The sequence below is a fragment of the Enterobacter asburiae genome (assembly GCF_024599655.1).
Lineage (GTDB): Bacteria > Pseudomonadota > Gammaproteobacteria > Enterobacterales > Enterobacteriaceae > Enterobacter > Enterobacter asburiae_D.
Genome location: NZ_CP102247.1, coordinates 4,589,539 through 4,603,974, shown reverse-complemented (window position 1 = coordinate 4,603,974; position 14,436 = coordinate 4,589,539). Strand labels below are relative to the sequence as shown.

Annotated in this window: 14 protein-coding genes; 7 read left to right on the top strand and 7 right to left on the bottom strand. The window is 57.0% G+C overall.

Annotation, left to right across the window (positions count from 1 at the left end):
• Positions 1–190: 190 nt before the first annotated feature.
• On the top strand, positions 191–601 hold the full coding sequence (gene psiE, locus NQ230_RS21890) for a phosphate-starvation-inducible protein PsiE (RefSeq protein WP_000202963.1): 411 nt from the start codon (positions 191–193) through the stop codon (positions 599–601).
• A 97-nt stretch (positions 602–698) separates the two neighbouring features.
• Here the strand turns inward: psiE and malG are convergent, their stop codons facing one another.
• The 3 genes from malG to malE all read right to left on the bottom strand — a co-directional run bounded on the left by malG (position 699) and on the right by malE (position 4,460).
• Entirely contained in the window at positions 699–1,589 is an 891-nt protein-coding gene (gene malG / locus NQ230_RS21885) for a maltose ABC transporter permease MalG (RefSeq protein ID WP_023310002.1), read from the bottom strand.
• Between the two features lie 14 nt (positions 1,590–1,603).
• The gene (malF, locus tag NQ230_RS21880; protein ID WP_257259148.1) at positions 1,604–3,148 is read right to left on the bottom strand and encodes a maltose ABC transporter permease MalF; all 1,545 of its coding nucleotides are present in this window, start codon (positions 3,146–3,148) and stop codon (positions 1,604–1,606) included.
• Between the two features lie 121 nt (positions 3,149–3,269).
• A complete protein-coding gene (malE, locus tag NQ230_RS21875; RefSeq protein WP_257259146.1) occupies positions 3,270–4,460 on the bottom strand; it encodes a maltose/maltodextrin ABC transporter substrate-binding protein MalE in 1,191 nt (396 codons plus the stop codon).
• A 370-nt stretch (positions 4,461–4,830) separates the two neighbouring features.
• Between malE and malK the strand changes: the two genes are divergently transcribed.
• The 5 genes from malK to ubiA all read left to right on the top strand — a co-directional run bounded on the left by malK (position 4,831) and on the right by ubiA (position 9,975).
• Positions 4,831–5,940, top strand: coding sequence for a maltose/maltodextrin ABC transporter ATP-binding protein MalK (malK, locus tag NQ230_RS21870; protein ID WP_023310005.1), 1,110 nt, complete (start codon positions 4,831–4,833; stop codon positions 5,938–5,940).
• A gap of 71 nt (positions 5,941–6,011) precedes the next feature.
• Entirely contained in the window at positions 6,012–7,349 is a 1,338-nt protein-coding gene (locus tag NQ230_RS21865; RefSeq protein WP_121426216.1) for a maltoporin, read from the top strand.
• Between the two features lie 112 nt (positions 7,350–7,461).
• Entirely contained in the window at positions 7,462–8,415 is a 954-nt protein-coding gene (malM, locus tag NQ230_RS21860) for a maltose operon protein MalM (RefSeq protein ID WP_257259134.1), read from the top strand.
• Positions 8,416–8,595: 180 nt separating this feature from the next.
• A complete protein-coding gene (ubiC, locus tag NQ230_RS21855; RefSeq protein ID WP_023334136.1) occupies positions 8,596–9,093 on the top strand; it encodes a chorismate lyase in 498 nt (165 codons plus the stop codon).
• 12 nt (positions 9,094–9,105) lie between these two features.
• Positions 9,106–9,975 carry a 4-hydroxybenzoate octaprenyltransferase gene (ubiA, locus tag NQ230_RS21850; protein ID WP_257259132.1) on the top strand — a complete coding sequence of 290 codons (870 nt, stop codon included), beginning with the start codon at positions 9,106–9,108 and terminating at the stop codon, positions 9,973–9,975.
• Between the two features lie 89 nt (positions 9,976–10,064).
• On the opposite strand, the gene zntA is transcribed toward ubiA, so the two are convergent.
• Together zntA and NQ230_RS21840 are read right to left on the bottom strand one after the other, a co-directional pair.
• Positions 10,065–12,236, bottom strand: a complete 2,172-nt coding sequence (gene zntA, locus NQ230_RS21845) for a Zn(II)/Cd(II)/Pb(II) translocating P-type ATPase ZntA (protein WP_257259130.1) — start codon at positions 12,234–12,236, stop codon at positions 10,065–10,067.
• Between the two features lie 76 nt (positions 12,237–12,312).
• Positions 12,313–12,939, bottom strand: coding sequence for a lysoplasmalogenase (locus NQ230_RS21840; RefSeq protein ID WP_028017965.1), 627 nt, complete (start codon positions 12,937–12,939; stop codon positions 12,313–12,315).
• Positions 12,940–13,068: 129 nt separating this feature from the next.
• Between NQ230_RS21840 and NQ230_RS21835 the strand changes: the two genes are divergently transcribed.
• Complete coding sequence (locus NQ230_RS21835; protein ID WP_257259128.1) at positions 13,069–13,428, top strand: DUF2500 domain-containing protein; 360 nt, start codon at positions 13,069–13,071, stop codon at positions 13,426–13,428.
• 83 nt (positions 13,429–13,511) lie between these two features.
• Here NQ230_RS21835 and NQ230_RS21830 read toward each other — a convergent pair whose 3' ends face one another.
• Together NQ230_RS21830 and rsmD are read right to left on the bottom strand one after the other, a co-directional pair.
• Positions 13,512–13,793, bottom strand: coding sequence for a DUF1145 family protein (locus NQ230_RS21830; RefSeq protein WP_010436509.1), 282 nt, complete (start codon positions 13,791–13,793; stop codon positions 13,512–13,514).
• Positions 13,777–14,379, bottom strand: coding sequence for a 16S rRNA (guanine(966)-N(2))-methyltransferase (rsmD, locus tag NQ230_RS21825; RefSeq protein WP_029741819.1), 603 nt, complete (start codon positions 14,377–14,379; stop codon positions 13,777–13,779). Before rsmD ends, NQ230_RS21830 begins: the two co-directional genes overlap by 17 nt.
• Positions 14,380–14,436: the final 57 nt, after the last annotated feature.

The window sequence follows — 14,436 nt, the reverse complement described above, 5'->3', positions numbered from 1 at the left end:
CCCTCACCCTAACCCTCTCCCCAAAGGGGAGAGGGGAGCGCTCGGCGCTGTCTTTTCCCCCTCGCCCCTTTGGGGAGAGGGCCGGGGTGAGGGGAATCCTCTCCGTTGCGCCAAACATAAACAAAAAATATAGATCCCCGTCACATTTTTGCGTTATACAGGAATCTCGCCCTGGAGAATGAGGTGCTGTATGACATCCCTGACTCGCCCGCGCGTTGAGTTTATCTCAACTATCCTCCAGACCGTGCTGAACCTCGGTCTGTTGAGCCTTGGCCTGATACTGGTCGTCTTTTTGGGTAAAGAGACGGTGCATCTCGCGGATGTACTGTTCGCCCCTGAACAAACCAGCAAATATGCGCTGGTGGAAGGCCTGGTGGTCTACTTTCTCTACTTTGAATTTATCGCCCTGATTGTGAAGTACTTTCAGTCCGGCTTTCACTTCCCGCTGCGTTATTTTGTCTACATTGGGATCACCGCGATTGTGCGGCTGATCATCGTCGATCATAAATCTCCACTCGACGTGCTGATCTACTCGGCGGCGATCCTGCTGCTGGTGATCACCCTCTGGCTGTGCAACTCGAAGCGGCTGAAACGCGAATAAAAAAATGGCGGCCCGGAGGCCGCCTAACAACAGTCACAAGTTGGGTCAATACAATACGTCTAAAGTTGAGGGTTGCAGTGGCATAACAAAATGAAACTTAACCTTTCACACCGCCCGCCGTCAGGCCGTTGACCAGCCAGCGCTGCGCCAGCAGGAACACCACGGTAATCGGGATGGCAGAGAGTACGGCCGCCGCGGCAAAGTCGCCCCACAGGTAGTTTTGCGGGTTGAGGTATTGCTGCATACCTACGGCCAGGGTGTAGCTGTTCACATCACGCAGTAACAGTGAGGCAACCGGTACTTCGGTGATCGCAGCGATAAACGACAGAATAAACACCACCGCCAGAATCGGCACCGACAGCGGCAGCAGCACCAGGCGGAACGCCTGCCAAGGGGTTGCGCCATCCAGCGCGGCCGCTTCTTCCAGCGAGCCGTCGATGGTTTCGAAATAGCCTTTAATGGTCCATACATGCAGTGCGATACCGCCAAGATAGGCGAAGATCACGCCGCCGTGGGTGTTCAGACCGATAAAGGGTACGTACTGGCCCAGACGGTCAAACAAGGCATACAGCGCCACCAGCGACAGCACGGCCGGGAACATCTGGAAAATCAGCATCCCTTTCAGCAGCGTCGCTTTGCCCGGGAAACGCATACGGGCGAAGGCGTAGGCGCAGGTGGTGGAAAGTGCCACGATACCAATGGCGGTAATGCCTGCAATTTTCACCGAGTTCCACAGCCACAGCAGCACCGGGAACGGCGGCGGCGTGACGCGGCCATCCGCGTGTTCCACGCTGAAGCCCAGCGCGAGCTTCCAGTGCTCCCAGGAAATTTCGTCCGGGATCAGGCTTCCGGTGGCGAAGTTACCCGAACGCAGGGAGATGGCGATAACCATCAGCAGCGGGAACATGATCGCCGCGATGAAAATCAGCAGGCCTAAGTGCGTCGCCAGGAGGCGCAGTTTCTGAGATTTGGGTTGTACCATTGCCATGATCGATGCCCTCCTTAGTCAAATTTCATACGTGTGGCTTTCAGGTTCACAATCGCCAGGGCGCCTACCAGCAGGAAGATCAGGGTGGCAATCGCCGCCGCCAGACCGAAGTCCTGACCGCCGCCGCCCTCGAAGGCGATACGGTAGGTGTAGCTCACGAGCAGGTCGGTATAGCCTGCTGGCGTCGTGGTGCCAAGGCGGTCCGGGCCGCCGTTGGTCAACAGCTGAATCAGCACGAAGTTGTTAAAGTTAAAGGCGAAGCTGGCAATCATCAGCGGCGTCAGCGGCTTAATGAGCAGCGGCAGCGTAATCTTGAAGAAGTTCTGGAACGGGCCCGCGCCGTCCATCGCCGAGGCTTCATACAGATCGTCCGGGATAGCCTTCAGCAGGCCCATGCACAGGATCATCATGTACGGATAACCGAGCCAGGTGTTCACGATGATAATCATCGAGCGGGCGGTGGTTGGATCGCTGAACCAGGCCGGTTTGATACCAAACAGGGCGCTCAGCATCATGTTGATTTCACCGAAGCTCTGGTTAAACAGCCCTTTGAAAATCAGAATCGAGATAAACGACGGTACGGCGTAAGGCAGAATCAACAGCACGCGGTAAATCGCTTTGCCTTTCAGAGATTCCCACTGCACAAGACAGGCCAGCACCATGCCCACGGCCACGGTCAGGATCACCGTCAGCACCGAGAAGACCACCGTCCAGACGAAGATGGCGAAGAACGGTTTCTGAATGCCTTCGTCGGTAAACACGCGGGTAAAGTTGTCCCAGCCGATGGTGACGGTATAGCCCGGGCTGAGCTTGTCATCACCCCATTTGCCGTCGGCAGTAATGGACTGATAGAAACCAATGTCGTTATTCGGACGATATTTCACGCCGCTCTGGTTGTTGGTCAGCGTGCCGTCGTCCGCCAGGGTATACAGCGGCTGCGTGCCGGAGAACTGGCGCAGCGAGCTCATGGTCACTTTGCTTTCGTCTGGCAGCACGGCGGTGAGCTGGGTCAGCGCCTGACGGTTTTGCGTAATCACGCGCAGATTGGCACGTTCACCTTCCGGCAGGGCCGCAGCCTCTTTTAAGGCCAGCTTCTGCTCGCCACCAAACTTGAACGCGTCGGAGACATAGTATTTGCTGCTTGATTCGTCAGTAAGCGCTAACTTCCACTCGTTACCGGCAGGATACAGGCCGAAGTTAAAGGTCTTGCCTGCCTGATATGAGCGATCCAGCAGGACCTGCTGCGCGCGTTCCTGCGCAAGCTGGTTAGTGCTGCTGTAGTTGGTGAACGCAATGGCGATGGTACAAATCAGCGGGAACAGGACAAACAGCCCCATCCCGGCCACGCCCGGGTAGACATAGCGCCAGGCATAGGCTTTACGATTAGCGAAAATATACAGGCCAGCAGAGCTTAAAATCAGCGTCATGATGGCAAACAGATATTCCCCTTGTACGTACATTAAAACAACAAGGTAACCCACCAGCAGGCACAGCAGACCTATCACTGACCACTTCAGCGCGTCGCTTTGCCACCAGCGTTTCTTTTTAATGACATCCATGGGGTTCTTCCTCTACAACGGTGGAAACTTATCGTCAGGTGGCGCTGCGCTTACCTGACCTACGGATCGTGCCGTAGTCGTAGGGCGGGTAAGCGCATGCGCCACCCGCCGTTTTTCAGACTTACTTAGTAATACGACCCTGAGCATCTTTCAGCGCGGCATCGACAGTCTGACGACCGCTTGCAGCGTTGATGACCGCGGTACGGGTGGCGTACCAGAACGCTGCCATCTGTGGGATGTTCGGCATGATTTCGCCTTTCTGGGCGTTATCCATGGTGGCGGCGATACGTGGGTCTTTCGCCAGCTGATCCTGGAAGGATTTCAGCGCAACGGCGCCCAGCGGTTTGTCCTTGTTCACTTCATCCAGACCCTGATCGGTCAGCAGGTAGTTTTCCAGGAACTCTTTCGCCAGCTCTTTGTTCGGGCTGGCGGCGTTGATGCCCGCGCTCAGCACGCCAACGAACGGTTTAGACGGCTTGCCTTTGAAGGTTGGCAGCAGGGTCACGCCGTAGTTGATTTTGCTCTTGTCGATGTTGGTCCAGGCCCACGGACCGTTGATGGTCATCGCGGTTTCGCCTTTGTTGAACGCCGCTTCCGCGATGGAGTAGTCGGTATCCGCGTTCATGTGTTTGTTCTTGATCAGATCGACCAGGAAGGTCAGACCCGCTTTCGCACCCGCGTTGTCCACGCCCACGTCTTTCACGTCATATTTGCCGTTTTCAAACTTGAACGCGTAACCGCCGTCGGCAGCAATCAGTGGCCAGGTGAAGTACGGCTCTTGCAGGTTGAACATCAGGGCGGATTTACCTTTCGCCTTCAGCTCTTTATCCAGTTTCGGGATCTCTTCCCAGGTTTTCGGTGGGTTTGGTACCAGGTCTTTATTGTAAATCAGAGACAGGGCTTCAACCGCGATAGGGTAAGCGATGAGCTTGCCGTTATAGCGAACGGCGTCCCAGGTGAACGGGAACAGTTTGTCCTGGAAGGCTTTATCTGGGGTCACTTCAGCCAGCAGGCCAGACTGCGCGTAACCCCCGAAACGGTCATGCGCCCAGAAGATGATGTCCGGGCCGTCGCCAGTTGCTGCAACCTGCGGGAATTTCTCTTCCAGCTTGTCCGGGTGTTCTACGGTAACTTTGATACCGGTGTCTTTCTCGAATTTTTTGCCCACTTCGGCCAGGCCGTTATAGCCCTTGTCGCCGTTAATCCAGATAACCAGTTTGCCTTCTTCAATTTTGGCGAGCGCCGGTGCGGAAATGATCATTGCTGCGAGGGCGGACAATGCGAAAACGCGTGCGCCAGTCTTGATATTCATAGCTGCCATCCTTTTTGGTGATGTCTCGTGGTATGACTTCAGTGGTTCAACGTGTCTCAGTCTCCTTATTTGACATCCTCTTTCCATCCTCCCAACCCCTACGCCCCACCCCCCGTTTGTGTGATCTCCGTTGCATAAATTTAAGTTATGAGTGCTGGCGCACATAAAACCCCACCGAATTTTGCAGGCGGCTTCACGAATTTTGCCTTAGCCCTCCCACAGCGGTCGCAGAGCCTGCTCTCTCATCCTCCCGCCTCCTCCCCCATAAAAAAGGCGGGGGGTGGAGGATTCGGGAAAGTAATGGATACCCCATAGTGAACTTATCTTGAATGTTTCTGTCGGTGACAGGTTGTAACGAAGGGAGAAGGGCATGGCGAGCGTACAGCTGCGTAATGTAACGAAAGCCTGGGGTGACGTTGTGGTGTCAAAAGACATCAATCTGGACATCAACGAAGGCGAATTCGTGGTGTTTGTTGGCCCATCAGGCTGTGGTAAATCTACTCTGCTGCGTATGATTGCCGGTCTTGAAACCATCACCAGCGGCGACCTGCTGATTGGTGATACCCGAATGAACGACATCCCGCCTGCCGAACGTGGCGTAGGCATGGTGTTCCAGTCTTATGCACTCTATCCCCACCTTTCCGTTGCCGAAAACATGTCCTTCGGCCTGAAGCTGGCCGGCGCGAAGAAAGAGGTCATTAACCAGCGCGTGACGCAGGTGGCGGAAGTGTTACAGCTGGCGCACCTGCTGGAGCGTAAACCAAAAGCGCTTTCCGGTGGTCAGCGTCAGCGTGTGGCGATTGGCCGTACGCTGGTGGCCGAACCGCGCGTGTTCCTGCTCGATGAACCTCTCTCTAACCTGGATGCCGCCCTGCGCGTCCAGATGCGTATTGAAATCTCCCGTCTGCACAAGCGTCTTGGCCGCACGATGATTTACGTCACCCACGATCAGGTGGAGGCGATGACCCTCGCCGACAAAATCGTGGTGCTGGATGCCGGCCGCGTGGCGCAGGTGGGTAAACCGCTGGAGCTATACCACTACCCGGCAGACCGCTTTGTTGCGGGCTTCATTGGCTCGCCAAAGATGAACTTCCTGCCCGTCAAAGTGACCGCGACAGCCATTGAACAGGTACAGGTGGAGCTGCCAAACCGCCAGCAGGTCTGGCTGCCGGTCGACAGCGCCAACGTACAGGTCGGGGCAAACATGTCCCTGGGTATTCGTCCTGAACATTTACTCCCGAGCCACATCGCCGATGTGACCCTGGAAGGTGACGTTCAGGTCGTCGAACAGCTTGGTCACGAAACACAGATTCATATCCAGATCCCCGCCATCCGTCAGAACCTGGTCTACCGCCAGAATGACGTGGTGTTGGTAGAAGAGGGTGCCACATTCGCTATCGGCTTGCCGCCAGAGCGTTGCCATCTGTTCCGTGAGGATGGCACTGCATGTCGTCGGTTGCACAAAGAGCCAGGCGTTTAAGCAATCCCAAAAGAAGACACGAAACCGACAGGTGAAGTGTTCAAAGAAAAGCAATGATCTCAGGAGATAGAATGATGATTACTCTGCGCAAACTTCCTCTGGCAGTTGCCGTCGCAGCGGGCGTAATGTCTGCTCAGGCACTGGCCGTGGATTTCCATGGTTATGCTCGTTCCGGTATCGGCTGGACGGGTAGTGGCGGCGAACAACAGTGCTTCCAGGCAACTGGTGCTCAAAGTAAATACCGTCTCGGTAACGAATGTGAAACCTATGCGGAATTGAAACTGGGCCAGGAAGTGTGGAAAGAAGGTGACAAGAGCTTCTACTTCGACACCAACGTAGCGTACTCCGTGGCGCAGCAGAACGACTGGGAAGCCACTGACCCAGCGTTCCGTGAAGCTAACGTGCAGGGTAAAAACCTGATTGAATGGCTGCCTGGTTCCACCATCTGGGCCGGTAAGCGCTTCTATCAGCGTCATGACGTCCACATGATCGACTTCTACTACTGGGATATTTCAGGTCCTGGTGCGGGTCTGGAAAACATCGACGTCGGTTTCGGTAAGCTTTCTCTGGCTGCGACCCGTTCTTCTGAAGCCGGCGGTTCTTCTTCCTTCGCCAGCAACAGCGTTTATGACTACACCACCCGCACGGCGAACGATGTCTTTGACGTGCGTTTAGCCCAGATGGAAATTAACCCGGGCGGTACCCTGGAGCTGGGGGCTGATTACGGCCGTGCAAACCCACGTGATGATTATCACCTGATCGACGGCGCATCTAAAGATGGCTGGATGTTCACTGCTGAACACACGCAGAGCATGCTGAAAGGCTACAACAAATTCGTTCTGCAATATGCAACTGATTCTATGACCTCTCAGGGTAAAGGTCTGTCGCAAGGTTCGAACATTGGCACCACTGACGATATCAACTACGGCATCAACAACAATGGTCACCTGTGGCGCGTACTTGACCACGGTGCTATCTCCCTGGGCGATAGCTGGGACCTGATGTACGTCGGTATGTACCAGGATATCAACTGGGATAACAACAACGGTACGAAATGGTGGACCGTCGGCGTGCGTCCTATGTACAAATGGACGCCTATCATGAGCACTCTGCTTGAAGTGGGCTACGACAACGTCAAATCTCAGGAAACTGGCGAAACCAACAACCAGTATAAAATCACCCTTGCACAACAGTGGCAGGCTGGCGACAGCATCTGGTCACGTCCGGCAATCCGCGTATTTGCAACCTATGCGAAGTGGGATGAGAAATGGGGTTATGCGCCTTCAGGTAAAAACTCCGTTGCGGGTTATACCCCAGGCATGGCCTATAGCGATACCACTGCGAAAAGCTTCAGCCGCGGCGACAACGACGAGTGGTCCTTCGGCGCCCAGATGGAAATCTGGTGGTAATACCGTCTTAACCTGACGTAATGACCAAACTGAGGGGCGCAAGCCCCTCAATCCTTGGGACGGCGCGCTATTGCCTGGCTACCGCTGACCTGTGCATTTTGAGGTGATAACAATGAAAATGAACAAAACTCTCCTTGCCCTTTGTTTATCCGCAGGGCTGCTGGCAAGTGCGCCTGCTGTAACGCTTGCTAACGTCAATTTCGTTCCGCAAAACACAACATCCGCGCCGGCTATTCCGGCAGCGGCACTGCAACAGCTTGTCTGGACGCCTGTCGATCAGTCTAAAACCCAGACCACCCAGCTCTCAACGGCAGGTCAGTCACTTAATGTTCTAGGTATTACCGGCCCGGTCGCTGCGTATAGCGTACCCGCCAATATCGGAGAGCTGGCCATTACCCTGACCAGTGAAGTCAACAAGCAGACAAGCGTATTTTCGCCTAATGTGCTGATTCTCGATCAGAACATGACGCCATCTGCCTTTTTCCCAAGCGAATACTTTACGTATCAGGAACCCGGCGTGATGAGCGCCGATCGTCTGGAAGGTGTCATGCGCCTGACGCCAGCGCTGGGTCAGCAAAAACTCTACGTTCTGGTCTTTACTACTGAGCAAGATCTCCAGAAGACCACCACGTTGCTCGATCCGGCTAAAGCCTACGCAAAAGGTACCGGCAACGCGATTCCTGATATTCCAGACCCGATTGCTCGTCACGTCACCGATGGAACGTTAAAGCTGAAGGTGAAAACGAACAGCGGTTCCAGCGTACTGGTCGGCCCGCTGTTTGGTTCCTCCGGTAACGGCCCTGTTACGGTGGGGAATACGGCTTCCCCGGCTTATTCCGCGCCAACTGCCACGGCAGCCGCACCGGTGGTGACCGCAGCGCCTGCCCCGTCGAAGAAAGCTGAGCCGGTACTGAACGACACCGAAGAGTACTTCAACAACGCCATTAAGCAGGCGGTGAAGCGCGGCGATGTCGATAAAGCGCTGAAACTGCTTGATGAAGCCGAACGTTTAGGTTCAACCACTGCCCGTTCCACCTTTATCAGCAGTGTAAAAGGCAAGGGGTAACCGTTTCCCCACAGTGCTGATTTGTTAGTAGTTTGGTGCGCCTGAGTGGGCGCACTTTTTTTCGTATCCGCCAGGCTGTTGCGCCCATGTTGCGATCGTGATCGTTAAATAACGTTTGGCCCCCCTCAATCCGTGTTTCTGCGATACAATGCCATTACGTTATGTATCGGAGAGTCTGGCATGTCACACCCTGCGCTAACGCAACTGCGTGCGCTGCGCTATTTCGACCAAATACCTGCGCTTGATCCGCAGCAGCTTGACTGGCTGTTGCTGGAAGATTCCATGACGAAACGTTTTGAGCAACAGGGTAAAACGGTCACGGTGACCCTGATTCAGGAAGGGTTTGTCTCTGGCGATGAGATCGCCAGCGAGCTGCCGCTGCTGCCGCAGGAGCCACGTTACTGGCTGCGCGAAATTTTACTCTGTGCTGACGGTGAGCCATGGCTTGCCGGGCGGACGGTGGTGCCCGAGTCCACCCTTTCCGGGCCAGAGCTGGCGCTGCAGCGTCTGGGGAAAACGCCGCTGGGGCGTTACCTTTTCACCTCGTCTGAGCTTACCCGAGATTTTATTGAGATTGGTCGTGATGCCGAACTCTGGGGGCGTCGTTCCCGCCTTCGCCTGAGCGGTAAGCCGTTAATTCTGACGGAGCTTTTTTTACCGGCATCACCGTTGTACTAAGAGGAAGAAAAAATGGAGTGGAGCCTGACGCAGAATAAGCTGTTGGCGTATCACCGCTTAATGCGTACCGATAAACCGATTGGCGCGTTACTGCTATTGTGGCCGACCCTGTGGGCGCTGTGGCTCGCCACGCCGGGTGTGCCGCCGCTGTGGATCCTGGGCGTATTCGTTGCCGGCGTCTGGCTGATGCGCGCGGCGGGCTGCGTGGTGAATGACTATGCCGATCGTAAATTCGACGGCCATGTTAAGCGTACTGCCGGTCGTCCGTTACCCAGCGGACAGGTCACCGGGAAAGAAGCCCGCGTGCTGTTCATTGTTCTGGTGCTGCTCTCTTTCCTGCTGGTGTTAACCCTCAACACCATGACTATTCTGCTTTCCGTTGCGGCGCTGGCCCTGGCCTGGGTGTATCCGTTTATGAAGCGCTATACCCACCTGCCTCAGGTGGTGCTGGGCGCGGCGTTTGGCTGGTCGATTCCGATGGCGTTTGCGGCGGTTAGTGAGTCCTTACCGCTTAGCTGCTGGCTGATGTTCCTGGCGAACATTCTCTGGGCGGTGGCGTATGACACGCAATACGCGATGGTAGACCGCGACGATGACCTGAAAATTGGCATCAAATCTACCGCCATCCTCTTTGGTCGTCAGGACAAGCTGATTATCGGTATCCTGCAGGTCGCGGTACTGGCGCTGATGGTCGCGATCGGTCGCCTGAACGGGCTGAACTGGGAGTTTTACTGGTCCGTGCTGATGGCGGGACTGCTGTTTGCGTACCAGCAAAAGCTGATTGCGAAGCGTGAGCGCGACGCCTGCTTTAAAGCGTTTATGAACAACAACTACGTCGGTCTGGTGCTGTTTTTAGGCCTGGCGATGAGCTATTTCTCCTGAAAAATAGCCGGGTGGCGGCTACGCCTTACCGGGCCTACGTGTCGTGCCGAATTGTAGGCCGGGTAAGGCGTAGCCGCCACCCGGCTTTTTTACCGGCGACGCAGCAGCCGAAGCGCGTTCGCCGTCACCAGCACCGTAGCCCCGGTATCCGCCAGCACCGCCAGCCACAGCCCGGTCATGCCCAGCAGCGTGGTCACCAGGAAAATCCCTTTCAGCCCGAGCGCGATACCGATGTTTTGACGGATATTGGCCCGCGTCGCCCGCGCCAGGCTAATCATCTGCGCCAGCCCGGTCAGGCGGTTGTGCGTCAGCGCCGCGTCAGCCGTTTCCAGCGCCACGTCGGTCCCGCTGCCCATCGCAATACCAATGGTGGACGCTTTCATCGCCGGGGCATCGTTAATCCCGTCACCGACCATCGCCAGCGGCGCGTGAGCGTTCAGCTCCGTTACCGCGCTGACCTTATCCGCGGGCAATAATCCAGCTTTAAACTCCAGCCCCAGCTCACCGGCAATCGCTGCCGCCGCGCGAGGGTTATCACCGGTGAGAATAACGCCCTGTACGCCTAGCTGATGCAGCGCCGCCACGGCTTCTTTGGCGTCATCGCGCAGGGTGTCGCGCAGCGCCAGCATTCCCTCCGCGACGCCGTCCTGCAGGACGGTCACGACGGTTTGTCCGGTCTGTTCTAACGCCTCAACCTCTGAGTTAGAAGACTTACCCGCCGCGACAATCAGCACCTTTTTACCGTCAACGGTGGCCTCAATCCCTGACCCGACCAGCGCCCGCTGGGCGGTTGCCGGAGGGATGTTCAGCCCGCGCGACTGCGCTTCACGCACAATCGCCTGCGCCAGCGGGTGAGTGGACCCCTGCTCAACGGCGGCGGCCAGCGTAAGCAGCTCATCTTCACTGATGTCCTGCGGATAAACGCCGGTCACCTGCGGCTTGCCTACGGTTAACGTACCGGTTTTATCGAAGGCGATATGCTGGACCTGACTCAACTGCTCCAGCGCCGCTCCGCCCTTAATCAGCGCCCCGCGACGTGCCGCAGCCGCCAGCCCGGAGGTAATCGCCGCCGGAGTGGAGATCACCAGCGCGCACGGGCAGCCAATCAGCAGCAGCGTCAGCCCTTTATAAATCCATCCCTCCCACGGCGCGCCAAAGAACAGCGGCGGGACGACGGTGACCAGCAGGGCAACCAGCATGATGGCAGGGGTGTAAATCCGGCTAAAACGGTCGATGAAACGCTCGACGGGCGCGCGGCGCTCCTCGGCCTCTTCAATCAGCTTCAGGATACGGTCGATGGCGCTGTCGCCCGGCTCGGAAAGCACGGTGAGCTGCACCAGACGGTCGACGCTGGTGGCACCAGCAGGCACTTTTTCACCCGCGGCACGCTCTACCGGAATGGATTCCCCGGTCAGGGCGCTTTCATCAAAGCTCGCGGTGGCGGTAAGCAGCGCGCCGTCGGCAGGCAGACGCCCCCCTGCGGCCACTTCAATCACGTCGCCCGGGCGCAGCGTACTGATGGCGACCGTTTCACGCGTGCCGTTTATCACGCGAGTGGCTGTTTCCGGCTTCAGCGCCATCAGCGCGCTGACCCCTTTACGCGCCCGGCTCGCCGCCCAGCCCTCAAGACGTTCGCCGATTAAGAACAGCAGCAGCACCATCGCCGCTTCCGCCGTCGCGCCAATGAACAGCGCGCCGATTGCCGCCACGCTCATCAGCGTTTCGATGGCAAACCAGCTGCCGCTTTTCATCAGGCGCAGCGCCTGACGGGCAATCGGGAACAGCCCGACCAGCGTGGTGGCGATAAACGCCAGATTGCCGAACGGATGGTTAATCTGTTCCAGCCCCCAGCTCAGGGCCATCATGATGATGAGGGTAATGAGCGGCAGGTTTTCTTTCAGGGAAGAGGCTTTTTCAACGGGCGCCGTTTCGCTGCGCAGGGTATAGCCCGCCTTGCTGACGGCGGCTTCAACCTGTTTGCTGACGTCGTTATCGGCGTTAACCAGCAGCTTTTCGGTGGCGAACAGCACCTGAACGTGACTCACGCCCGGCACCTGCTTCACCGCGTTTTCCACTTTGCGCGCGCAGGCCGCGCAGTCCATACCGTTGACGACCCAGCTGAAGCGGTTGCCGCTTTCAGGAAGGGGTTGAGTTGGCGTTTCGCACGCGCCTTCGCAGCAGCAGTCGTCTTTCGACGGAGCCGGGCTGAGCTTAAGTGCCGAGAATTGAGGTACTTTTTTGGGTATTTCTGGAGTCGACATGGCAGTCTCCGGCAATGATAATTTTCTCATTAACCGCAGCATACACTCTGGAGTCGACTCCAGAGTCAAGCGCTATTTAGATATACAGCGAACGCACAATCAGGAAATGCCCGGCAAAGTAGCAGGCTGCGGCAATCGCGTTATCCGCCCGGAAGCGGCGGCGATAGTGGCTGCCCAGCCAGACGATATTCCCGAGCAGCAGCAGCGCGGCGCCGAAGAACGCGGACATCGCCGGAGCGGTCGGGCGGAAGAACCACAGCTCGCCCGCCAGCCACACCATCACCAGGGTCATGGCGATAAAGGTACAGACCGGCAAACGCATCTCTTCCAGACGCGACCAGATCACCGCAATCAGCAGCGCGCCAATCACCAGCAGCACCAGCGGCAGCGGCCAGAAGAAGGAGAGCGTCATCTGGCTGGCAAAGTAGATGGTATAGAGCAGATGCGACAGGAAGAACGCGCCCACGGCATAGAGCAGACGCTGGCGGGGGAGCAGTGTCAGCGCATCGCCTATCAGGGACGCACACAGCCCGGCGAGCACCAGATAGCTGACGGCGTTGAACATCGGCGCTTGCCAGGCCAGCAGCAGCAGGAGCAACAGCGTGACCGGTTTAAACAACCAGCGCTGCCAGGTGGGACCGCGGTACGACGCATCGACATAAAGCCATGCGGAAAAACAGACAGCGATAAATGACCAAAGCATATTAACTCCCTGTATCTGTTGAGTCTGAATAATCAGTTTCTGATCCAGTGTAGTGACGCGGTCGGGCGTTTGGCAATGGCGGGGAAGGCAAGGTATCCTGATTTCCGCATAATCTTATGGGATTTTAGAATGAGCAAGATGCCGCTTTTTTTCATTATCGTGGTGGCGATTATCGTCATTGCCGCCTCGTTCCGTTTCGTGCAGCAGCGCCGCGAGAAGGCGGATAACGATGCCGCGCCGCTGATGCAAAAGCGCGTGGTGGTGTCCAACAAACGCGAAAAACCGCTCAACGACCGCCGCTCGCGCCAGCAGCAGGTGACGCCTGCGGGAACCAGCATGCGCTATGAAGCGAGCTTTAAGCCGGAAACGGGCGGACTGGAGATGACCTTCCGCCTGGAGGCGCAGCAGTATCATCAGCTGACGGTGGGGGAGAAAGGGACGTTGAGCTACAAAGGGTCGCGGTTTGAGGGGTTTGAACCGGAGCGGTAATTTTCCCCTCACCCCGGCCCTCTCCCAGAGGGAGAGGGTGTAATCGTCCCCTCTCCCTCTGGGAGAGGGTTAGGGTGAGGGTGTTACTTCTTCACCTGCGCCTTAAACTTTTTCATCCACACCAGCAGCTCAAACACGCCGAAAATAAACACGCGCAGCTGCTGCCAGCCCGTCATCTGCGGGCCGTCTTTCGGCAGACCGTTTTTCAGCATCACCATCTGCAGGGCGTGCATAAACGACGTGAAAATCAGCGCCACGTTAACGAAAATGTTCATCGGGCGCGGGAAAGGGTGCACCAGATTCAGAATCAAAAACGCCCAGACGCCCAGCATCAGCAAACGTCCCAGGTTAATCAGTACCGGCATCGGATCCTCCTTGTGCCTGACGGTGATACAGACGATAGGCAACCTGACCCGCGACTTTTTCGCGGTGCAGATCCCAGTGAGTGGGAACCGGCGGCAGACCGTTTTCCACTTCGCTTTCAACGTAAATTAGCGCGTCATCCGCCAGCCAGCCGTTTTGCTCCAGCAGGGATAGCGTCTCCTCCAGCAGCCCCTTGCGGAACGGCGGGTCGACAAACACCACGTTATGCGGCGTGCCTTGCTGCGCAAGAAAACTCAGCGTGTTGGTGTTCACGACTTTGGCGTTGCTCGCCTTCAGCGTCGCCAGATTTTGCTGCAGCGTCTGCGCAACGCCGCGCTCCATCTCCAGCAGCGTGGCGCTGGCGGCATAGCGCGACAGCGCTTCAAGCCCGAGCGCGCCGCTTCCGGCGAAGCAGTCCAGGCAGTGGGCGTCTACCATTGACGGGGCCAGCCAGTTAAACAGTGTCTCGCGCACGCGGTCGGTAGTAGGGCGTAAACCGGGGCTGTCCGGCACCGGTAATTTCCGGCCTCGCCACTGACCGCCGATAATACGAATTTGACCGGCCGGGGCGCGGTTGGGTTTCTTCATCTCAGGAAAGCTCTGTTAACAATTGGCCTGCGATTGCGGGCGGTGATGTCAATTAAG

Excerpts from the sequence above, each read along its gene's own strand:
- NQ230_RS21830 (WP_010436509.1), bottom strand. The coding sequence starts at position 13,793 with ATGCCGGTACTGATTAACCTGGGACGTTTGCTGATGCTGGGCGTCTGG.
- malE (WP_257259146.1), bottom strand. The coding sequence starts at position 4,460 with ATGAATATCAAGACTGGCGCACGCGTTTTCGCATTGTCCGCCCTCGCA.
- NQ230_RS21840 (WP_028017965.1), bottom strand. The coding sequence starts at position 12,939 with ATGCTTTGGTCATTTATCGCTGTCTGTTTTTCCGCATGGCTTTATGTC.
- ubiA (WP_257259132.1), top strand. The coding sequence starts at position 9,106 with ATGGAGTGGAGCCTGACGCAGAATAAGCTGTTGGCGTATCACCGCTTA.
- ubiC (WP_023334136.1), top strand. The coding sequence starts at position 8,596 with ATGTCACACCCTGCGCTAACGCAACTGCGTGCGCTGCGCTATTTCGAC.
- malF (WP_257259148.1), bottom strand. The coding sequence starts at position 3,148 with ATGGATGTCATTAAAAAGAAACGCTGGTGGCAAAGCGACGCGCTGAAG.
- malK (WP_023310005.1), top strand. The coding sequence starts at position 4,831 with ATGGCGAGCGTACAGCTGCGTAATGTAACGAAAGCCTGGGGTGACGTT.
- zntA (WP_257259130.1), bottom strand. The coding sequence starts at position 12,236 with ATGTCGACTCCAGAAATACCCAAAAAAGTACCTCAATTCTCGGCACTT.
- psiE (WP_000202963.1), top strand. The coding sequence starts at position 191 with ATGACATCCCTGACTCGCCCGCGCGTTGAGTTTATCTCAACTATCCTC.
- NQ230_RS21865 (WP_121426216.1), top strand. The coding sequence starts at position 6,012 with ATGATGATTACTCTGCGCAAACTTCCTCTGGCAGTTGCCGTCGCAGCG.
- malM (WP_257259134.1), top strand. The coding sequence starts at position 7,462 with ATGAAAATGAACAAAACTCTCCTTGCCCTTTGTTTATCCGCAGGGCTG.
- rsmD (WP_029741819.1), bottom strand. The coding sequence starts at position 14,379 with ATGAAGAAACCCAACCGCGCCCCGGCCGGTCAAATTCGTATTATCGGC.
- malG (WP_023310002.1), bottom strand. The coding sequence starts at position 1,589 with ATGGCAATGGTACAACCCAAATCTCAGAAACTGCGCCTCCTGGCGACG.
- NQ230_RS21835 (WP_257259128.1), top strand. The coding sequence starts at position 13,069 with ATGAGCAAGATGCCGCTTTTTTTCATTATCGTGGTGGCGATTATCGTC.